This is a genomic window from Streptomyces globosus, assembly GCF_003325375.1.
Lineage (GTDB): Bacteria > Actinomycetota > Actinomycetes > Streptomycetales > Streptomycetaceae > Streptomyces > Streptomyces globosus_A.
Map to the genome: position 1 here is coordinate 5,955,962 of NZ_CP030862.1, position 19,247 is coordinate 5,975,208.

General features: G+C 74.5%; 20 protein-coding genes and 1 riboswitch. Of the genes, 6 read left to right on the top strand and 14 right to left on the bottom strand.

The genetic code is table 11. The annotated features are described in order from the left end of the window. Positions 1 to 22: 22 nt before the first annotated feature. Entirely contained in the window at positions 23 to 1,168 is a 1,146-nt protein-coding gene (locus C0216_RS26445) for a Gfo/Idh/MocA family protein (RefSeq protein ID WP_114058932.1), read from the top strand. Positions 1,169 to 1,202: 34 nt separating this feature from the next. Then, positions 1,203 to 2,417: an ALF repeat-containing protein gene (locus tag C0216_RS26450; RefSeq protein ID WP_114057686.1), complete on the top strand. Its 1,215-nt coding sequence runs from the start codon at positions 1,203 to 1,205 to the stop codon at positions 2,415 to 2,417. 100 nt (positions 2,418 to 2,517) lie between these two features. Here the strand turns inward: C0216_RS26450 and C0216_RS26455 are convergent, their stop codons facing one another. From C0216_RS26455 to C0216_RS26470, 4 genes are all read right to left on the bottom strand, one after another. Further along, complete coding sequence (locus tag C0216_RS26455; RefSeq protein ID WP_114057687.1) at positions 2,518 to 3,375, bottom strand: fumarylacetoacetate hydrolase family protein; 858 nt, start codon at positions 3,373 to 3,375, stop codon at positions 2,518 to 2,520. A 159-nt stretch (positions 3,376 to 3,534) separates the two neighbouring features. After that, the gene (locus C0216_RS26460) at positions 3,535 to 4,254 is read right to left on the bottom strand and encodes a YidC/Oxa1 family membrane protein insertase (RefSeq protein ID WP_114057688.1); all 720 of its coding nucleotides are present in this window, start codon (positions 4,252 to 4,254) and stop codon (positions 3,535 to 3,537) included. A gap of 128 nt (positions 4,255 to 4,382) precedes the next feature. Next, on the bottom strand, positions 4,383 to 4,730 hold the full coding sequence (locus tag C0216_RS26465) for a DUF6412 domain-containing protein (protein ID WP_428985501.1): 348 nt from the start codon (positions 4,728 to 4,730) through the stop codon (positions 4,383 to 4,385). Positions 4,731 to 4,919: 189 nt separating this feature from the next. Then, positions 4,920 to 5,615 carry a class E sortase gene (locus C0216_RS26470; RefSeq protein ID WP_428985460.1) on the bottom strand — a complete coding sequence of 232 codons (696 nt, stop codon included), beginning with the start codon at positions 5,613 to 5,615 and terminating at the stop codon, positions 4,920 to 4,922. A gap of 56 nt (positions 5,616 to 5,671) precedes the next feature. Between C0216_RS26470 and C0216_RS26475 the strand changes: the two genes are divergently transcribed. Beyond that, a complete protein-coding gene (locus C0216_RS26475) occupies positions 5,672 to 6,670 on the top strand; it encodes a tetratricopeptide repeat protein (RefSeq protein ID WP_114057689.1) in 999 nt (332 codons plus the stop codon). Between the two features lie 22 nt (positions 6,671 to 6,692). Here the strand turns inward: C0216_RS26475 and C0216_RS26480 are convergent, their stop codons facing one another. The 3 genes from C0216_RS26480 to C0216_RS26490 form a co-directional block, all read right to left on the bottom strand. Then, a complete protein-coding gene (locus C0216_RS26480; protein ID WP_114057690.1) occupies positions 6,693 to 7,874 on the bottom strand; it encodes an MrcB family domain-containing protein in 1,182 nt (393 codons plus the stop codon). Between the two features lie 49 nt (positions 7,875 to 7,923). After that, positions 7,924 to 9,048: a hypothetical protein gene (locus C0216_RS26485; RefSeq protein WP_114057691.1), complete on the bottom strand. Its 1,125-nt coding sequence runs from the start codon at positions 9,046 to 9,048 to the stop codon at positions 7,924 to 7,926. Between the two features lie 144 nt (positions 9,049 to 9,192). Beyond that, positions 9,193 to 9,744, bottom strand: coding sequence for a GNAT family N-acetyltransferase (locus tag C0216_RS26490; protein WP_246042700.1), 552 nt, complete (start codon positions 9,742 to 9,744; stop codon positions 9,193 to 9,195). A 148-nt stretch (positions 9,745 to 9,892) separates the two neighbouring features. On the opposite strand from C0216_RS26490, the gene C0216_RS33605 reads away from it, so the two are divergent. Both C0216_RS33605 and C0216_RS26495 read left to right on the top strand, forming a co-directional pair. Next, positions 9,893 to 10,069, top strand: a complete 177-nt coding sequence (locus tag C0216_RS33605; protein WP_162793082.1) for a hypothetical protein — start codon at positions 9,893 to 9,895, stop codon at positions 10,067 to 10,069. A 96-nt stretch (positions 10,070 to 10,165) separates the two neighbouring features. After that, positions 10,166 to 10,471 (top strand): hypothetical protein, encoded by a 306-nt coding sequence (locus C0216_RS26495; RefSeq protein WP_114057692.1) that lies wholly within the window; start codon positions 10,166 to 10,168, stop codon positions 10,469 to 10,471. 263 nt (positions 10,472 to 10,734) lie between these two features. Here C0216_RS26495 and C0216_RS26500 read toward each other — a convergent pair whose 3' ends face one another. The 5 genes from C0216_RS26500 to C0216_RS34730 all read right to left on the bottom strand — a co-directional run bounded on the left by C0216_RS26500 (position 10,735) and on the right by C0216_RS34730 (position 15,816). Continuing rightward, entirely contained in the window at positions 10,735 to 12,045 is a 1,311-nt protein-coding gene (locus C0216_RS26500) for a DUF445 domain-containing protein (RefSeq protein ID WP_246042899.1), read from the bottom strand. A 173-nt stretch (positions 12,046 to 12,218) separates the two neighbouring features. Continuing rightward, complete coding sequence (locus C0216_RS26505; protein ID WP_114057694.1) at positions 12,219 to 12,914, bottom strand: DUF1707 SHOCT-like domain-containing protein; 696 nt, start codon at positions 12,912 to 12,914, stop codon at positions 12,219 to 12,221. 144 nt (positions 12,915 to 13,058) lie between these two features. Continuing rightward, positions 13,059 to 14,078: an ABC transporter ATP-binding protein gene (locus C0216_RS26510; RefSeq protein WP_114058935.1), complete on the bottom strand. Its 1,020-nt coding sequence runs from the start codon at positions 14,076 to 14,078 to the stop codon at positions 13,059 to 13,061. Between the two features lie 12 nt (positions 14,079 to 14,090). Further along, positions 14,091 to 14,996, bottom strand: coding sequence for an ABC transporter permease (locus C0216_RS26515; RefSeq protein WP_428985461.1), 906 nt, complete (start codon positions 14,994 to 14,996; stop codon positions 14,091 to 14,093). After that, positions 14,989 to 15,816 (bottom strand): ABC transporter permease, encoded by an 828-nt coding sequence (locus tag C0216_RS34730; protein ID WP_246042701.1) that lies wholly within the window; start codon positions 15,814 to 15,816, stop codon positions 14,989 to 14,991. The genes C0216_RS26515 and C0216_RS34730 overlap by 8 nt, the downstream gene beginning before the upstream one ends. A gap of 190 nt (positions 15,817 to 16,006) precedes the next feature. Between C0216_RS34730 and C0216_RS26525 the strand changes: the two genes are divergently transcribed. Next, complete coding sequence (locus tag C0216_RS26525) at positions 16,007 to 18,421, top strand: transglycosylase domain-containing protein (RefSeq protein ID WP_114057696.1); 2,415 nt, start codon at positions 16,007 to 16,009, stop codon at positions 18,419 to 18,421. Between the two features lie 31 nt (positions 18,422 to 18,452). Here the strand turns inward: C0216_RS26525 and C0216_RS26530 are convergent, their stop codons facing one another. Both C0216_RS26530 and C0216_RS26535 read right to left on the bottom strand, forming a co-directional pair. Next, a complete protein-coding gene (locus C0216_RS26530) occupies positions 18,453 to 18,773 on the bottom strand; it encodes a DMT family transporter (protein ID WP_114057697.1) in 321 nt (106 codons plus the stop codon). 31 nt (positions 18,774 to 18,804) lie between these two features. Beyond that, a riboswitch (guanidine-III (ykkC-III) riboswitch) is annotated at positions 18,805 to 18,871 on the bottom strand. 61 nt (positions 18,872 to 18,932) lie between these two features. After that, a complete protein-coding gene (locus C0216_RS26535) occupies positions 18,933 to 19,235 on the bottom strand; it encodes a GroES family chaperonin (protein WP_114058937.1) in 303 nt (100 codons plus the stop codon). Positions 19,236 to 19,247: the final 12 nt, after the last annotated feature.

The window sequence follows — 19,247 nt, forward strand, 5'->3', positions numbered from 1 at the left end:
CACTGTTGCCAAAGTGGACGGCATGAACGCCACCGCCCCGGACTCCGCCCCCTCCCCCGCCCCCTCGTCCCCCGCCTCCCGCCACGCCGGCCGGGGGCCGCTCCGCGTCGGCCTCGTCGGCTACGGCCTCGCCGGGTCCGTCTTCCACGCCCCGCTGGTCGCCGCGGCCGAGGGGCTCGTCCTCGACACCGTCGTCACCTCCGATCCGGCGCGCCGGGCGCAGGCCGAGGAGGAGTACCCCGGTGTGCGGGTGACGGCGTCCGCCGAGGAGCTGTGGAGCGGCGGCAGCGCCGTCGACCTGGTCGTCGTCGCCTCCCCGAACAAGACGCACGTCCCGCTCGCGACGGCGGCGCTGTCCGCCGGCGTCCCCGTCGTCGTCGACAAGCCGCTCGCCGGGACGGCCGCGGAGGCCCGCGAGCTCGCCGGGCTCGCCGACCGGACGGGCACGTTCCTGTCGGTGTTCCAGAACCGCCGCTGGGACAACGACTTCCTGACGGTGCGCCGCATCGTCGCAGACGGCGAACTGGGCGAGGTCCAGCGCTTCGAGTCCCGCTTCGAGCGGTGGCGCCCGCAGCTCAAGGGCGGCTGGCGCGAGTCCGGCGCGCCCGAGGAGATCGGCGGCCTGCTGTACGACCTGGGCAGCCACGTCGTGGACCAGGCGCTGGTCTTGTTCGGGCCGGCCGCCTCCGTGTACGCGGAGACGGACGTGCGCCGGCCGGGCGCCGAGGCGGACGACGACACGTTCATCGCGATCACGCACGAGAGCGGCGTCCGCTCGCACCTGTACGTCAGTGCGACCGCCGCGCAGCTCGGCCCGCGCTTCCGCGTCCTCGGCTCCCGCGCCGGGTACGTCAAGTACGGCCTGGACCCGCAGGAGGCCGCGCTGCGCGACGGCCACCGGCCCGGGAACACCGGCGCCCCGTGGGGTGTGGAGCCGGAGCACCTGTGGGGCCGGCTGGGGTCCGGGGAGTCCCCGGCGACCGGCGGCGGGACGCCGGTGCCGACACTGCCCGGCGACTACCCGGCGTACTACGCGGCCGTGGCGGCGGCGCTGCGCGACGGGGGGCCGGCGCCGGTGAGCGCGCACGAGGCGGCGCAGTGCCTGGCGGTGCTGGAGGCCGCGCGGGTCTCCTCCCGGGACGGGGTGACCGTATCCTTCGAAAACTGAAGATGATCACACGTGTGAAGAACGGACTGTTTCTGTGAAGCTGCCCCGGATCGCCTCGATCGTGGCGACGGCCGCGACGGCCGCGATGGCCCCGGCCGTCCTGATCGCCTCGCCGGCCTTCGCCGTCGGCGCCACGACCACGGCGCCGGGCCTGCCGGCGTCCCCGACCGCCCCCGACACCTCCCCGGGCACCGACGGCCCGACGGCGCCGAAGCCCGACGAGGACCCGCAGGCCGCGAAGGACCGGGCCGCGATCCAGGCCATCCTCGCGGATCCGGCGAGCGGGCGGGGCGTCCGCGAGGCCGCCGAGAAGGCGCTGAAGGGGACGGCCGCGGACCTGCGGCACTTCCTGGAAGTGGAGTGGGCCCGGGAGCAGTTGGAGGACGACCGGGTGCGCGTCGCGCAGATCGGGGAGGCCGGCGGCAAGGCGGTGCGCGCGGCGGCCGACAAGGCGCTGGACGCCAACACGCGCGAGGCCATCACGGAGTTCCTGCAGAACGGGCAGCACACCGCCCGTTTCGAGGACGACAAGGTCGAGCTGGTGAAGATGCTGAAGGGCGCCGGCCCGGGCATCACCAAGGCGGTCAACAAGCTGCTGGACGGCGGGACGCGGGAGGAGGTCCGCGCGTTCGTCGCGACCGGGCAGCACACGGTCCGCGCCGAGGACGACCGGGGCGTGCTGCTGGGCGCGCTGAAGGACGCCGGGCCGAGCCTGAAGGCGGCCATCATCGCGCTGCTGGAGAAGAACCCCACCCCGGCGGAGCTGCGCACCTTCGTCACGAGCACCCAGCACGAGCTGCGCGACGCCGACAACACCGCCCTGATCCGGGCCATGCTCGCCGATGCCGGGCCGGAGCTGAAGAAGGCCGCCAACGCCGCCCTGAAGGGAACGCCCGCGGACCGCGCCGAGTTCCTCGCGACCGGGCAGCACACGGCCCGCGACAAGGACAAGGCCGCGGGCGGCGGCAGCGGCGGCGGGGGCAAGGACGGCGGCGGCAAGGGCGGCTCCGACACCGGGAACGGCGCCGGCGCCGACGGCTCGGGCGCCGGCTCGGGTTCCGGCGGCGCGAACGGCACGACGAGCAGCAGCAACAACGCCACGCCGGCCGGCGGCACGGGCCCGCTCGCGAGCACCGGCGCGAACGCCCAGCTCGCGGTCGCGGCAGGAGCCGGAGCCGCTGCCCTGGGCGCGGGCGCCGGCCTGCTGGTCGCCGCAAGCCGCCGCCGCGCCGCGGAAGCCGCGCGCTGACACGGGCGCCCCGGCCCCCGGGCCCGGCCCGGGGGCCGGGGCCGGGGGCCGGGGCCGGGGGCCGGGGCCGGGGGCCGGGGCGCCCCTGCGGCCTCGGGGGTCAGGCGTCCTTGAACTCCTGCCGCTGCCGCCCCAGCCCGTCGATCTCCAGCTCGACGACGTCGCCGGCCCGCAGGTACGGCTTCGGCTCCGGCCGGCCCATCGCCACGCCCCCCGGCGTGCCCGTGATGACCACGTCGCCGGGGTGCAGCGTCATGAACCGGCTCAGGTAGTGCACGACCTCGCCGACGGGGAAGATCTGGTCGGCGGTGGTGCCGTCCTGCCGGAGCTCCCCGTTCACCCACAGCCGGACGCCGAGGGCCTGCGGGTCCGGGATCTCGTCGGCGGTGGCGAGCCACGGGCCGACCGGGGTGAACGTCTCGCAGTTCTTGCCCTTGTCCCAGGTGCCGCCGCGCTCGATCTGGAACTCGCGCTCCGAGACGTCGTTGACGAGGACGTACCCGGCGACGTGCGCCAGGCCCTCCTCCGCGGACTCCAGGTACCGGGCGGTGCTGCCGATGACGACTCCGAGCTCGGCCTCCCAGTCCGTCTTCACGCTGCCGCGCGGAATCAGCACAGTGTCGTCGGGGCCGACGACCGTGTCGGCGGCCTTCAGGAACAGGATCGGCTCGGCCGGCGGCTCCGCCCCGATCTCGGCGGCGTGCCCGAAGTAGTTCAGCCCGATACCCACGATCTTGCCGATGCGGCCCAGCGGGGCGCCGGTCCGCAGCCCCTCCGGGTCGAGCACCGGAAGGGACCCGGCCTCCACCGCGGCGCGCACCCGGGACAGGGCGCAGTCGTCGGCGAGGAGGGCGCCGTCCACGTCGGCGACCAGGCCGGACAGGTCGCGCAGGATCCCGTCCTGGTCGAGGACTGCGGGGCGCTCCGCCCCGACCGGTCCGACACGCAGCAGCTTCATGGGCATTCTCCCGTGGTCGTGGGTGGTCGGCCCATGGGCGTGCCCCGGGCCGGACGATGGGGTGCGGCCATCGGAGGATTGGTCGATCCTCCAAGAACCCCGTTCCGCCCGCAAGCCCCTGTTCACGGACTGGAACGCCGCCCCGCCGCCCGGGCGCCTTCAGGTGCGCCGGTCCGCCGCAGGCCCGCCGGCCGCCGCCGTCCCGACGGCGGCAAGGCGGTCCCGGCGGTGCTCCAGCCATGCGCGCTCGGCGACCGACCATGCTGTGGTGGCGGCCAGGTACAGCCCGGCGGCCAGCGGCACGACGGCGGCCGTCACCAGCGTCCCGAAGGACAGCAGCGGCAGCACGCCGCCCAGCCGGCGCATCGCCTCCTGCTGCTCGGCGGTCAGCTCCGGCACCGCCGCCGCGGAACGGCCCGCGGCAGCCCTGGCCCGTACCGGCGCAGCCTTGCCCCGCACCGGCGCCGCGGCGGCAGCGGCAGCCGCGGCCCGCCGCCCGCGCACCGTGCTCCACGCGGCGACGGCGGCGATCACCGCGAACAGCACGAGGTACACCAGCCCCTGCGCGCCGAACAGGCCGCCCTCCCCCAGGGCACCGGCCCACGTCCCGCCGAGCGGCGCCGCGAACAGGCGGTGCCCCAACAGCTCCCCCGACGTGGTGAACGCCTGGTACATGAGGAAGAACACCGGCAGCTGGAGCAGCACCGGCAGGCAGCCGGCCACCGGCGTGGCGCCCTTGAAGGCGGCCCTGTTCAGGGGATGCAGGGCGAGCCGTACGAGGACGGTGAACAGCACGATCGCGGCAGCGGTCGCGGATTCGGCCAGCACCGGCTCCAGGAGCCGGCCCAACTCGACAACAACACGGGTGAAAACGGACACGCGGGCCCTCCGAGGGGTCTCGTCGAACGTCGAAGTGGTGCATTTCGGCGTGACGAGCCACGCGGGGCGCGACAGCGGAAGCGGGTGGTGCGAAGGCGATCCGGGGTGGTGGTGCGCTGTGCGCGCCCCTACGCGGCCGTCGGGACGAGACGGCCGGGTGCCCTCGGCCGCGACCGGCCGGAGGCGTCGGGATCGCGCTGCGGCAGGAACGCCGTGCGCTGCTCGCGATCACGGATCGCTGTGCGTATTCGGTGCGGCGGCACGGGCCGCACCAGGCGCGCCGCGAGGGCGGCGGCGCCCACGGACACGGCGGCGGCGGTCGCCGCGAGGGCGACGACGACGGCACCCTGCCCGCCCTGCCCGGCGATCAGCCCGAGGACGCCGGCGAACAGCAGCAGGGGCGCGAGGCGCGCGGCGGCGCCGGCGAACGCCGCGAGCAGCGCCCGGAACGAGCCCGCCCGGCGCGAGCTGTCCAGCCCGTCCACGTCAACCGCCCCCTCTCCCCCACACATGGTGCGTACTGGTGATCGATCCTACCCAGCCGTACCGACAACGCCCCGGCCCCCGGATCGGTTCCCGGCGAGCACCCCCCACACGACGAGCCGGTACCGGGAGCTGTACTCGGGCGTGCAGGTGGTCAGGGTGATGTACGCGCCGGGCTCGGTCTACCCGTACCCCGGCCGGACCGCGCTCCGCGGCACCGGGGCGATCACGCCGGTGTCGCGCGGCGCCGTCTCGGGCAGGATGCGGTCGACGGTGTACGCGTACCGCCGCCCCCGGACCTCGACGACGAGCTCGTCGCCGGGCCGCAGCCGATTCACGTACCTAAACGGCTCCCCGTGCGTGTTGCGGTGCCCGGCCAGTGCGAAGTTGCCCTGCGCGCCGGGCTCGGCGGTCCCGGGGTAGTGGCCGGCGTACCCCTTGTCGAGCACGCTCCGCTTGTCGATCCCGCGCGCGACGGGCACCGCCACCCCGAGCCGCGGAATGCGCAGCACCCCGTACGCCGCCCCGTCCCGCGACCGGTCGGCGGCTCCGCCCGCACCGACAGCCTCCGACGGCGACGGCGACGCCGCCGCCGGCGCCCCGGACGGCTCCGGGGACGCGAGCGACTCCGCAGCCGCCCCGGCACCCGCCCCCGGGCCAGGCACCGTCCGCCAGGCCTCTTCCAGCGCGGCGACCCGCCGCCCTGCGGCCGCCGCGGCCTGCCGGTTCGTCCACCACACCTGGTGCACCACCAGCAACAACAGCACCACACCCACGGTGACGGTCAACTCGGCGGCCGCCCACAGCACCCGCGCGAGACCGCCCCGGCGCGAGCGCCCGCCGCGCCCCTGCACCACCACACGCATGTGATCCCGCACGGGGCGCACCTTAAGACCTCCCCCGCCAACAGACCAGCGGCAGTACGGTGTGAACCATGCGCCCCGACACGCCTGCAGAGCACATCGCCGAAGCCGAGCGCCTGATCCGCACGGCGACCCGCTACCCCGAGGACCAGGAGCCCCTGCTGCTCCAGGCCGCCGCCCACCTGGAACTGGCCGACGCACGCGAACGGGCGAGCGCCCTCTACGACCGCCTCCTCGCGGGCGAGCCGGCCGACCCGTACCTGATCAAGGCGCTCCAGGCGGCAAACCTGTGGGAGTACGGGCACGAGCCGGAGGCCCGCGCCCTCATCCAGGGCATCCGCGCCGCGTCCCCCGCGGACCCGGCGCCCTGGGAGGTCATCGCCGAGGCCCTCGAAGCCCACGACGAGCTGGCCGCGTCCGAGGAGTGCTTCACCCAGGCGGCCACGCTCCTGATCTCGGAGGACGCCCCCCTCACCCCGGCGACGACGGCGCTGCTGACCGGCCGGCACCGCGTCCGCCGCCTCCTCGGACTGCCGCACGACGACTGGGACATGGTCGCGGACACCCGCCACACCGGCCCGATCCCGCTGGACGAACTGCACGACCCCAAGCGCATCTGGGCCCTCGGCTCCGACGACCCGGCCGAGCTCCGCGCCGAGATCGCCCGCCTCCGCGCGGAACTGGGCGACCGCCGAGCGGCCCTGTCCCGCCCGTTCCCGGTGGCGATCCTGCACTGGCCGCAGCGCGAGCTGGCCGAACTCCTGACGGGCTACCCGACGCTGGCGTCGGAGTACCCCTCGCACGAGGCGCACCTGGCCCAGGTGGAGGCCTCGCTGCGCGCCCTAACCGCCTCGGGCACGACGAACCTCGGCATCGTCACGGCGAGCGTCCCGTCGTACGAGGCGTTCGCGGCGTCGGAGAAGACCTCCCCGGCGTCCCCGTCCCTCCTCCCGGAGTACGCGACGACCCTGGCGGCCCGAGGCAAGGCCACCCCCTGGCCCCCGCCCCCGAACGCCCCGTGCTGGTGCACGTCCACCAAGCCCTACTCGGAATGCCACGGCGCCACGTAGGAGCGCGGCCAGCAGGGGGCCGTCAGTCGACCATGCCCCAGGCGGCTGCGGTTGGGGTGCCGGCCCAGCCGTCGGCGGTCTGCCAGATCGCTGCGATGCCCTGGTCCTCCAGGTAGGGCGCGAACACGCCGATGTCCTCGGAGAAGAGGGCGATCAGGTGAGGTACGGGGAGCTTCTTCTCCCTGTACAGGAAGTAGCTGTATTCGCGGAGTTGCCCGATCGCCTCCCGTACGGCGGCGTCCGCGCGGCCCCTACGCACAACCTTCGCCTCGACCAGCCACTCCGGCCCGTCCGGCGTCGGCGCCTGTCCCGCGTCGGACTGCTGGAGGGTCAGGTCCTTCGGGTGGACGTGCTGGTTGTTCGGCGTGTAGTCCCGCTTGCTGATGTACGCAGCGAAGTCCTTGATCAGTTCTTCGTGCTTTCGGCTCTTCACCTGCTGATGGGCAGCGATGTGGGCGATGTAGTCGCTGCTGTCACGAGGCTTGAAGCCTGCCGGACGCACCCCAGGCGCCGGCGAGGCCGTCGCGGCCCCCGCGGTGCTCGGCTCGGAGGACTGCCCGCCCTCCTCGCCGGATGTCCGCTGCTGCGGCAGGACCGGCACGTCGAGTTCGTCCTCGTCCCGCGCGGCCCGCCACGCGGATTCTGCTGCGGCGGCCCGCTGGAGGAGGCTCGTGGCCACGCGCAGGTCCTGCTGCAACTCCTCCTCCGGCGGCATATTGGCAATCTCGTACCGGCGCGCGGCCACGCTCGCCGCTGCATAGGCCTCCGGCCGCTTCCCACCGCCCAGTGCCGGCCTGTGGTTCCAGTCCTCGGCGAGCGAGGGCGGGAGGGCAGCGGCAAGCCGCGCCGCATGACGCCGCAGGTGCGCCAGGAACGGCTGCTTGTTTTTGATCTTTTCGCTGAGTTCCGTGACCCCCTGCTGGAGTGTCAGGGTCACCGAGGTCAAGTCCGTGCTGAAGATGTAGGCGAGGTACAGGTCCCTCTTCGGGTTGGTGTTGATCGCCTTGTCGAAGACGCCGATCCAGGGCGAGGCTGCGGCAGTCGTTTGTCCTCCGTACCCGGCGACCATGAGCCCCTCAGGCAGTCCCAGGTCAGCGCGCTTGGCCACGTCCCGCAAGACCCGCTGGCCAGGCACATGAGTCCGCGTGCCGGCCTTCGGGTCGTACGTGTCGGCCACCTCAAGGAGCAGAGCTCGGATCGTCATGGCATGAAGCTATGCAAATCACAGCACGAGTCAATCCATTTCGATCACTTCACGTCGCCACCTGAACGGGGGCGCCACCCTCCTCCCTGTCAAATAGCAGCAGCTGGTGGTGGCTGCGCAACGCCGCCGTCGGTGGGGTGGGGCGGGGGGTGGCCAGGGTCAGGAGGGTGCGGATCGCCGATGTGACCTGGGTCGGGGTGTCGCGGACCATCGACGGGGTCGCGCTCACCACCAGGATGCCGTGGGCCTCCAGGCGCAGGCGGCGGCGGAGTGTGGCCTGCCAGGCGTCGCGCGTGTAGTGGTACTCCGCGGAGTCGATCTCCAGGGCCACGCCCTCGTCGGGCCAGTACGCGTCCGGGGCTGCGAGGAAGGCGCCGTCCGCGGTGTAGAGGCGGGCGTTCCACAGCGGCGGCGGAAGGCCGGCCGCGGTGAGGGCTTCGCGGGCCTGCGCCTCGGCGGGCGAGCGGACCCCGGCGAGGAGCTCGGCCGCGGCGGCGCGGACCTGCGGGTGGCGCAGGAGGCGGGCGGTGCGGAGTTCGGCGTGCAAATCCTGCGGGTGGCACCAGCCCGACTGGACGACGCGGGCCAGGACCGCGCGGAGCTGCTGCGGGTCGGTGGCGCGGGCTGCGTAGTCGGCGGCGGCCCGGACCGGGCGGGTGCTCGGGACGCCGGCGACCGTGATCGTCTGCGGCCAGCGCGCCGTCGGGAGCGTACGGACCTCCGGGGTCCCCGCCGGGCGGCGCGGGCTGCGGACCAGCACGTCGGCCGGGGTGCGGGGCGCCTCGGGGATGCCGAGCAGGGACAGGGCGGCGCCGCCGGTCAGGGCCGCGGTGTCGCCGGAGAGCGGGTCGGAGGCCGGGTCGGCGGCGTGCAGGACGGCACCGAGGGCGCGTTGGCGGTGGTCGGGGGGCCCGGTCTGCAGGAGGTAGACGCGGGGCAGCAGCCGCTGCCAGGGGCCGCCGGGCCGACTGCGGGAGGCGATGGTTCCGGCGGGGATCCCGGACGCCGTGAGCTGCCTCCGGGTGGCCAGCCGGAGCTGGCGGCGGAAGCACGGCGCCGGCGCGGGTGCGGGTGCGGGTGCGGATGCGTTCGGGGGGCGCCGCCGGGGCTGTACGGGCTTACGGGCCTGGGCGGTGTACGGGTGCGGGTCCGTGGGCGTGTGCGGTGTGATCATGCCGCGGGTATGCCCCGGGGCGGGCGGGCGGACACCGCAGCCGGCGGCCTGTGGTGTGCCCGGGGTGGGCGGACCACCGCCGTCGGCCGAGGCCGGGCCGTCACGAGCCCGCAGGGCGGCACCGCCGGCCGCGGCGCGCCGCGGTCACGGCCCGGCGGCGCCCGGGTGGTGCGGCGCCAGGAAGACGACGACCGCGGTGCGCTCCGGCGCCCCCGGCAGCGGGGCCACCTCGTGCCAGCCCAGGCGGCGGTACGTGGCCACCGTGTCGGTGGCGACGCGGGAGGTCAGCAGCCAGGCGCGGCCGTCCGGGGCATCGGCGGTGATCTCGGCGAGGAGGGCGCGGCCGGTGCCGCGGCCGCGCGCGAAGGGGCGTACGGCGAGCTCGTCGACCTCCAGCGCGCCCGTCAGCAGCCGGCGGACGCGGGCCGGGCCGAGCTGGGCGGCGACGTGCCCGTACGCGCGGCCTGCGGGGAAGTCCGCCGGGGTCAGCCAGGCCGTGGCGAAGCCGTCGACGCCCGCCTCGGACTGGGCGAGCGCCGTACGGAAGCCGTGGCGTCGGCTGTCCGCGCGCAGGCGCGGACCGAAGCGGCGAATGGTTTCTGCGTCCTCGTTCCACGGCGGGGCGGAGAACACCTCCGCGTACGCGTCGACCAATTCGTCGACGAGGTCGAGGACGGCCTCTCCGTAACAGATCACGATGTCCCGGCCTCTCTGGAGGGAGTGGGAGGAGGCGACTGTACGCCCGCGCGGGCCGCGCGACGCGTTCCGTACAGATCCGGAGAGTGTGTGGCAAATCCCCCGGTCCGAACGCGTGTCGGCAGGCCCGGCAGCGCGTTGAGCAGGCGTGGACAGACTGCTGCGGATCGCGGGGCGGTGCGCGCTCGCGTTCCTGCTCGTGCTGGGTGTGGTGGCGCTGCTGCCGCGGACGGTGCAGGACGCCGTACCGGACGGGGTGGTCGGCGGCGCCGTGCTGGTGCTCGGGGCGGTGGGGGCCCGGCGGGCGGTCAAGCCGCCGCGTTAGCCTCGGGGCGGGGCCCGGCTGCGGCTGCGGGCTTCTGCGGGCGTCCCCACGACACGGCGTACGACGGCGTACGGAATTCGAGCGAGGGAGTTGGACATGGCGCGGGTACGGGTACCGAGTGCTGCGATGGCGGCCGCCGGGCTGGTCGGCGGGTACGCCGCCGCCCGCTGGAGCGGGAAGCGGCCGCTGGGCGGTGTCGTCCTCGGCGCGGCCGGGCTGGCGGCGGGGCGCGAGTGGCACCGCAGCGGAGGCGTGCCCGCGGCGGCGGGCCTCGGCGCGCTGTACGTGGCCGGCTTCGCCGGCGCGCACCCGCTGGCGAAGAAGGTCGGCGCCTGGCCGGCGGTCTTCGGCGCGGCCGCGGTCGTCTCCACGGCGGCGTGGCTCGTCTCCGACCGCCACTGACGGCCGACGGCCTGCCCGGCCGAGCCGTGCGCGGGGTCCGCGGGGCGCAGCCCCGCCGGCCCCGCGGTCCCGGCCGCCGGCCCCGCCGAGCGTCCCCCGCTCGGCCGGCCCCCGACGCGGCGGACGGCAGGGCGGGGGACGTGGGCCGGGGGCAGTGGGCCGGGGGCCGCTGCGCGGAACCCCTCGCCGCTTCGCCCCGCCCTTCCGCCGGGGCCCGGGCCCCACATGCAGCCCCGCCCGCCCCGCCCGCGCCGCCCGCCCCGTCAGGCCCCGAACGCCCGCGACGCCGTGTGGATCAGGAGGCCCGCCAGGGCGCCCACCACCGTGCCGTTGATGCGGATGAACTGGAGGTCGCGGCCGATGTGGGCCTCGATCTTGCGGGACGTGTGTTCCGCGTCCCAGCCCGCCACCGTGTCCGTGATCAGTGACGTGATCTCGGCCCGGTACGTGGTGACCACGTACACGACCGCGCCCTCGATCCAGCCCTCCACCTTGTCCTGGAGCCGCCCGTCCGTGGCCAGGCGCGCGCCCAGGGACAGCAGGGACGCGCGGACGCGCAGCCGCAGCTCGCTCTGCTCGTCCTCCGCGGCGGAGAGGATCATCGCGCGGATCGCCGTCCACGCGGAGGCGATCACGTCCTGGACCTCCTCCCGCTCCAGGATCTCCGACTTCAGGCGCTCCACCCGCAGCCGCGTGTCCGTGTCCGCCTGGAGGTCGGCCGCGAAGTCGCACAGGAAGCGGTCCACCGCCCCGCGTGCCGGGTGCTCCGGCATGTCCCGCATCTCGGTGAGGAAGCGGAGCAGCTCCTTGTAGACCCGCTCGCCGACCTTACGGTCCACGAACCGGGGGGTCCAGCCGGGCGCGCCGCCCTGTACGGCGCCCATGACGGAGTCCGCGTGCGTGACGAGCCAGTCGTGCGCCTTGGCGCAGACGAGGTCGACGACCCGCCGGTGCCCGCCGTCCGCGACGACCCGTTCCAGGGTCTTGCCGATGCCCGGCGCGATCTCGGCCGTCTCGGCCCGCCGGGTGATCGCCTCGCCCACCACCGCCTGGACGTCGGAGTCGCGCAGCACCGTCAGCGCCCCGCGCAGCGCCGTCGCGAGCTCGGCGGTGACCCGGTCGGCGTGCGCAGGCTCCGCAAGCCACGCCCCGAGCCGGCTGCCGATCCGCAGGGCGTGCAGGCGGGCCCGCACCACGTCCGCGGAGAGGAAGTTCTCGCCGACGAACTCGCCGAGGGACGCCCCCAGCTGGTCCTTCTTCGTCGGGATGATCGCGGTGTGCGGGATCGGCAGGCCGAGGGGGTGCCGGAACAGCGCCGTCACCGCGAACCAGTCCGCGAGCGCGCCGACCATGCCCGCCTCGGCGGCCGCCCGCACGTAGCCAGCCCACGCCCCGGCCCCGGTGTGCTCGGCCCAGGTGGCCAGTACGTACACCACCGCGACCAGGACCAGCAGCCCGGTCGCGGTCGCCTTCATGCGCCGTACGCCGCGCCGGCGCTCCTCGTCCGCCTCGCTGAACACGAAGCCGCCGAGGGCCGGGACGGGGGCCCGGGGCGGCCGGCCGCCGTCGCGCACGGCTGCCGCCCGGCCCGCCGCCGCGCCGCTGTCCGCGCCCGGTTCGGGGCCCCCGGCGGTGGTGCGTTCGTCCACGTGCTCCTGCCTTCTCCCGGGTGCCGGTTTTGTCTCACAGCATCCGACTCCCGGCACGCCCGGGGAGTTCCCGGCGCGCCGTCCTCACAGCGCCGTCCTCACAGCTCCTTGCGCAGGTCGGGGCCGCCACCGAGGCCCGGATACCGCTTCGGCTCCTTCACCTTGATGTCGACGCCGCCCCAGAACGCCAGCCCGGTGACCACCACGCGCGGGGCGCCCGGCGCCACCGGCCCCGTGCTGTGCCGCTGGTCGAAGGCGCCCATGATGCCGATGCCCCGGACGTCGACGTCCACGCCCGGCGGAACGGTGATCTCGATGCCCCCCATGATCGCGATGCAGTTGATGACGACCTCGCGCTCCGCGAAGTGCGCCTCGCGCAGGTCCAGCTCCCCTCCGCCCCAGAACGCCACCGCGTTGAAACGGCCCGGCACCGTCCAGTTCCCGCGGCGCTGGAACCCCGACATGACCGCGACCGCCGTCGCCGACGCCGCCGGCACCCCGCCCCCGATGCGCCCCGCCCACGAGCCGGCGGCCGGCGCGGCGGCCGCACCGGCCGCAGCCGCGCCCGCGGGGGCGGCGCCGGCCGCGGGGAGGTCCCGGGTCAGGGTCTCCAGCTGGGCGTACGTACGGGACGTGTACGCCGCCTCCAGCCGCTCCTCGAATTCCTCCATGTCGAGCCGGCCCTCGGCGAGCGCGTCGCGCAGACGCTCCACGACGCGGTCCCGGTCGGCGTCCGACGCCCGGAGTTCCGGCAACGGCTTCTGCGGCCCCTGGTGCTGCCCCTCGTCAGTCATGGGGCCAGCCTAAGCAGCGGGGGGCCCGCAGGTGTACGGGTTCAACCCCGCCTCCACCCCGGGCCCGAACCCTGATTCATCCCCCATCCCCCTTTCCCCGCCCCGGCCCGCCCCGGCCGGCCCCCCGCCGCCCATACCGCCGCCTCAGTCGCGTCCCGCGTACATCCGCGCGATCACGTCCTCGATGTCCGGCTCGCGCACCGACAGGTCCGACAGCGGGTACCGGGCCGCCACCTGCGCCACCAGCGGCGCCGCCGACGCCCCCGCCGGGAACGCCAGCCACTGCCGCGGACCCTCCACCTTCACCACCCGCGCCCCCTCCACGCTCACCGCCGGAAGCTCCCGCTCCAGGTGCAGTACGAGCATCCGCTCGCTCTCCCCCGCAGCCCCGGCCGCATGCAGCCCGCCCGGCGTCCCGTCGTACACGAGCCGCCCGTGGTCGATCACCATGACCCGCCCGCACAGCTGCTCGATGTCCTGCAGGTCGTGCGTCGTCAGCAGCACCGTCGTACCGCGCTCGGCGTTCAACTGCCGCAGGAACTCCCGCACCTTCGCCTTGCTGACCACGTCCAGCCCGATCGTCGGCTCGTCCAGGTACAGCACCTCGGGATCGTGCAGCAGCGCCGCCGCGATGTCCCCGCGCATCCGCTGCCCCAGCGACAGCTGCCGCACCGGCACGTCCAGCAGCGGTCCGAGGTCCAGCCGCTCCACGCAGCGCTCCAGGTTCTCCGCGAACCGCGCCCGCGGGATGCGGTACAGCCGCCGCATCAGCCCGTAGCTGTCCTTCAGCGGCAGGTCCCACCACAGCGTGGTGCGCTGCCCGAAGACCACCCCGATGCGGTGCGCGAGCCGCATCCGCTCCCGCGCCGGGTCGATCCCGGCGACCCGCAGCCGGCCCGCGCTCGGGGTGAGGATGCCCGTCAGCATCTTCACCGTCGTCGACTTCCCCGCCCCGTTGGGCCCGACATAGCCGACGAACTCCCCCCGCGCCACCGCGAAACTGATCCCGTCCACGGCCCTGACCTGCCGCTTCTCCCGGCGCAGCAGACCGGCCCGGCGCCGTACGTCGAAGACCTTCTCCACCGCGTCCAACTCGATCAGCACCTCCGGCCCGCCGTCCACGACCGCATCCACACCCGTGTCCACGCCCACGCCCGCCTTCACGTCCACAACCCCTCAGCTCCCCGTGCTCCGGTACGAACGAAGCCCCGCTCGCCACGCCAGCGACGCGGGGACGAACAGCGCCACCGCCACCGCCGGGCTCGCGAACGCCACCCAGTCCGGCAGCCCCAGCGGATCGGGCCGCCCCAGCACGTACAGCGCGGGCAGCCAGTTGACGAAGGCCAGCGGGACGACGAACGTCACGCCCCGCAGCAGCTCCTTCGCGAACACTGTCGGCGGGTACTGGAGCATCGTGTTCCCGCCGTAGGTGAAGGAGTTCTGCACCTCCGCCGCATCACCCGCGACGAACTGGAACGCCGCCCCGGCCACCAGCACCGCCGCGAAGATCGCCGCCCCCGACGCCACCATCACCGGCAGCAGCAGCACCTTTCCCGCCGTCCACTCCACATCCAGCCGGGCCGCCGCCCACGCCAGCACGGCGAGCCCCTGCACGACCCGCCCCACCCGGCGCAGCGCGAACCGGTCCGCCGCAACCTGCGCGAGCACGGGGACGGGCCGCACCAGCATGGTGTCGAGCGAACCGTCGCGGATCCGGGCGCCGACCCGGTCGGTGCTGCCGAGCAGCAGGTCGGCGAGCCCGAGGGAGGCCGACGCCGACCCGTACAGCAGGGCCGTCTCGGGCAGGGTGAAGCCGCCCAGCGCGTCCACGTGCGTGAACATGATGGAGATCGCCACGAAGTCCAGGAACGTGATCGCCGCGTTCCCGCACACCGCCAGCGCGAACGACGCCCGGTACGCCATCGTCGACCGGACCCACATCCCGACGATCAGCCGGTACCCGCGCAGCCCCGCGCCGGCCCGGCCCCACCACCCGGCCGCGCCCCCACCGAACGCCCGCCGGCCCGGCCGGCCCGGCTCAGCATCCCGCCGCGCCGCCGGTACGAGCACCTCCTCAGCCACCCTGGACCACCACCTTCCGCGTCGCGGCCGACTGCACCAGCCGCCCCACCCCCAGCAGCACCAGCGCCCACACCGCCTGGAAGCCCAGCGCCCGCAGCACCTCCGCGGCCCCCGCATGCCGCCCCAGCAGCACGTCCAACGGCACCTGGAGGATCGCCGCCCACGGCAGCAGCCGCACCAACTCCCCGAAGCCGCCCGGGAACACCGTCAGCGGCAGCAGCATCCCGGAGAAGAAGACCGAGGCGACCACGGCCACCAGGTTGACCCCCGACCCGTCCAGCAGCCAGAACGCCGAAAGGGCCAGCAGCCACCGCAGCGCGAAGCTCACCACCAGCCCCAGCAGCACCGACCCCAGGAACAGCAGCCACCGCTGCGGATCCGCCGGCAGCGCCAGCGGGAAGACCAGCGCCCCCGCCACCAGCGGCACCGCCCCCCGGCCCACCAGCTGGAACGCCGCCCGACCCAAGTCGGCGGCCAGCCACCACAGCTGGAGGTCCGCCGGCCGGTACAGGTCGACCGCGATGTCCCCGGTCCGGATCCGCTCCTGCACCTCCTCCTGGAAGCCCCCGCCGAGCAGCGCGCACGCGGCCAGCATCGACTGGCTCACCCACACGAACGCCAGCGCCTGGCCCAGGTCGTATCCGCCGAGCCCCGGCCGCTCCGTCCACAGCGCCATGTACGTACACGCGACGATGAACCCGAAGACGGTGTTCGTGAACACGCCCGCCGCCGTCGCCGCACCGTACGCCGCGTACCGCCGGAAGCCGCCCGCCGCAACGGCCCCGTACAGCCCCGCTCTTCGCCCCGTCCGCAGGAGCACCGTATCCCTCCGTTTTCCCACGTCGTTCCCACGTCGTCCCCGCATCGGCCAAAGACGCGCGAGCTTAGTGCGGAGGGGCGAACCACTGCGACCGGTTTACGCCCGTCCCGCCCGGAACGACCGGCCATCCGGTAGACACCTTTTTCGGTACGGACATGGATGTTTCGAACGGCCACGAGGAGTCCTGGCGATGAGCGACCCGTCACCCCCACCGGGCTGGCCCCCTCGCGACCCCGACACCCCCCGCCACAACCCCGCAGCCGCCCGCCACAGCGCCGGAACGCCCCCGTACGCCGCCGCCGGCGGCCCGGACCACAGGGGCCGGCACAAGCGGACCGGCTGGCGCCGCCTGGTCCCCGGCTGGCGCCTCGCCCTCGGCACCCTGCTCACGCTCGCGCTGCTCGTCGGCGGCGCCCTCATCGCCGGCTACCTCCTCGTCGACATCCCGCCCGCCAACGCCGCCGCGACCGCCCAGTCGAACGTCTACCTCTACTCCGACGGCACCCAACTCGCCCGCGACGGCGAGGTGAACCGCGTCAACGTCACGCTCTCGCAGATCCCCCGGACGGTGCAGGAGGCCGTACTCGCCGCCGAGGACCGGGACTTCCACTCCGAGCGGGCCGTCGACCCCAAGGCGATGCTCCGCGCCGCCTGGAACACCCTCACCGGCAAGGGCCGCCAGTCCGGCTCCACCATCACCCAGCAGTACGTCAAGAACTACTACCTGGGCCAGGAGCAGACCATCAAACGCAAGGCCAAGGAGTTCTTCATCGCGATCAAACTCGGCCGCGAGAAGTCCAAGGCCTACATCCTGGAGGGCTACCTCAACACCAGCTACTTCGGCCGCAACGCCTACGGCATCCAGGCCGCCGCCCAGGCCTACTACGGCAAGGACGTCGGCCGCCTCACCACCGCCGAGGGCGCCTACCTCGCCACCCTCCTCAACTCCCCCAGCACCTTCGACGTCGTCACCCACCCCCGCAGCCGCGACCGGGCCCTCGCCCGCTGGAACTACGTCCTCGACGGCATGGTCAAGAAGCAGTGGCTCACCGAGGCCGAGCGGGCGGCGACCTCCTTCCCCGAGCCGGGCCGGATCCGCCCCGCCGCCGGACTCTCCGGGCAGCGCGGCTACCTCGTCGAAGCCGTCAAGGACCACATCACCGAACGCGGCATCCTCGACGAGAACACCCTCTCCGCCGGCGGCTACCGCATCACCACCACCATCGACCGCCGCAGGCAGGCCGACTTCACCGAGGCCGTCACCGACCGCATGCTCAACCGGCTCGACCCCGCCGCCCGCCCCGTCGACCGCTTCGTCCGGGCCGGCGGCGTCTCCATCGACCCCGCCACCGGCAAGGTCCTCGCCATGTACGGCGGCATCGACTACACCCGCCAGTACGTCAACAACGCCACCCGCCACGACCACCAGGTCGCCTCGACGTTCAAACCGTTCGTGTTCGCCGCCGCCGTCGAGAACCGCTCCCGCACCCAGGACGGCCGGCCCATCACCCCCAACACCGTCTACAACGGCGACAACAAGCGCCGCGTCACCGGCACCCGCGTCTTCTACGCCCCCGAGAACGAGGGCCGGCAGTCGTACGGCGACATCACCGTCACCACCGCCACCGACCTCTCCGTCAACACCGTCTACGCACAGATGGTCGTCGACGTCGGCACCGACCGCGTGAAGCGGACCGCAATCGCCCTCGGCATCCCCGAGAACACGCCCAACTTCACCGCCGGCCCCGCCATGGCCCTCGGCACCCTCCAGGCCAGCGTCCTCGACATGGCCCAGGCGTACGCCACCCTCGCCGACCACGGCCGCCGCACCCCCCACACCTTCATCGAGAAGATCACCAAGGGCGGCGACACCCTGGAACTCCCCGACCGCAGCCCCGAGCAGGCCATCAGCCGCGAAGCCGCCGACACCACCACCTCGATGCTCCTCAGCGTCGTCGACAACGGCACCGGCACCGCCGCCCTCGCCGCCGGCCACCCCGCCGCGGGCAAGACCGGCACCGCCGAGGAGGACCGCTCCGCCTGGTTCGCCGCCTACACCCCGACCCTCGTCACCGTCGTCGCGATGATGGGCCAGGACCCCGACACCGGCACCCCGCAATCCCTGTACGGCGCCCTCGGCGAGGCCCGCATCGGCGGAGGCGGCTACCCCGCCCGGATCTGGGCCCAGTACACCAGGAGCGCGCTGGAGGGCACCGACCCCGTCGACTTCGACCTCGACCTCCAGCCCGGCGCGGCCCCCTCACCGCCGCCCCCGCCGCTGCCCGAGACGCCCCCGCCGTCCGGCGAGCCCACCGCCCCCGAGCCCGCCGGCCCCACCACCCCGCCCGGCCGGCCCACCGGCGGCCCCGAGGAGGACGGCCGCGAACAGGGCGACGCAGACCAGGACGGCCGGACCTCCGGCGGCAACCCCGGCGGCACCGACGGCAGCGCCCCCGACACCGGCGGCGGCAGCGGCGACACCGGCCCGGGCGGCATCGGCGGCCTGTTCCGCGGCGCCACCGGCGGCCAGGGCACCGCCCGGGACACACCCGGCGGCACCGGCCCCCACAGCAGGCCCCGCCCGCCCTCCGCATACCTGGAATGACACCCGGGGGCCGAACGCCCGCGGGCCCCGCTCAGTGGCCGGACGTCGCCTTCAGCCCCACCACCGCCACCAGCAGCAGCACGATGAAGAAGATCCGGGACGCCGTCACCGGCTCACCCAGCACCGCCATGCCCAGCACCGCCGCGCCCGCCGCACCGATGCCCACCCACACCCCGTACGCCGTACCGATCGGCAGGCTCCGGGCCGCGTACGACAGCAGCAGCATGCTCGCCACGATGCCCGCACCGGTGAACACACTCGGCCACAGCCGGGTGAACCCGTCCGTGAACTTCATGCCGACGGCCCAGCCGACCTCGAGCAGACCGGCGACAACGAGCAGAACCCAGGCCATGACAGGCACCTCCGAGACGAGAACGGAAACCGGTGCGTCGTCTTTTCCCACCCGGTACGGCGCGTCTCGTCGGGGTTCACCACCCACCGTAGCAAAAGGCATGCAGAAGGGCCGGTGACCTCCGCCACCGGCCCCGCACACGGACAAAGAACCCCGCAATCAGAGATACAGACCCGTGGAGTCCTCCGCCCCCTCCAGCCGCTCCGCGGCCACGGCGTGCAGATCACGCTCGCGCATCAGCACGTACGTCGCACCCCGCACCTCGACCTCGGCCCGGTCCTCGGGGTCGTACAGCACCCGGTCGCCCGGCTCAACGCTGCGCACGTTCTGCCCGACCGCGACCACCTCGGCCCAGGCCAGCCGCTTGCCCACGGCCGCCGTCGCCGGGATCAGGATGCCGCCGCCCGAGCGCCGCTCGCCCTCGGGCTTGTCGGACTTCACGAGCACGCGGTCGTGCAGCATGCGGATGGGCAG

What these genes read in the sequence shown, in the direction of transcription:
- C0216_RS26505 (WP_114057694.1), bottom strand. Translation starts at nt 12,914, where the DNA reads ATGACTGACGAGGGGCAGCACCAGGGGCCGCAGAAGCCGTTGCCGGAA.
- C0216_RS26530 (WP_114057697.1), bottom strand. Translation starts at nt 18,773, where the DNA reads ATGGCCTGGGTTCTGCTCGTTGTCGCCGGTCTGCTCGAGGTCGGCTGG.
- C0216_RS26480 (WP_114057690.1), bottom strand. Translation starts at nt 7,874, where the DNA reads ATGACGATCCGAGCTCTGCTCCTTGAGGTGGCCGACACGTACGACCCG.
- C0216_RS26485 (WP_114057691.1), bottom strand. Translation starts at nt 9,048, where the DNA reads ATGATCACACCGCACACGCCCACGGACCCGCACCCGTACACCGCCCAG.
- C0216_RS26455 (WP_114057687.1), bottom strand. Translation starts at nt 3,375, where the DNA reads ATGAAGCTGCTGCGTGTCGGACCGGTCGGGGCGGAGCGCCCCGCAGTC.
- C0216_RS26495 (WP_114057692.1), top strand. Translation starts at nt 10,166, where the DNA reads ATGGCGCGGGTACGGGTACCGAGTGCTGCGATGGCGGCCGCCGGGCTG.
- C0216_RS26535 (WP_114058937.1), bottom strand. Translation starts at nt 19,235, where the DNA reads ATGCTGCACGACCGCGTGCTCGTGAAGTCCGACAAGCCCGAGGGCGAG.
- C0216_RS26475 (WP_114057689.1), top strand. Translation starts at nt 5,672, where the DNA reads ATGCGCCCCGACACGCCTGCAGAGCACATCGCCGAAGCCGAGCGCCTG.
- C0216_RS26445 (WP_114058932.1), top strand. Translation starts at nt 23, where the DNA reads ATGAACGCCACCGCCCCGGACTCCGCCCCCTCCCCCGCCCCCTCGTCC.
- C0216_RS26525 (WP_114057696.1), top strand. Translation starts at nt 16,007, where the DNA reads ATGAGCGACCCGTCACCCCCACCGGGCTGGCCCCCTCGCGACCCCGAC.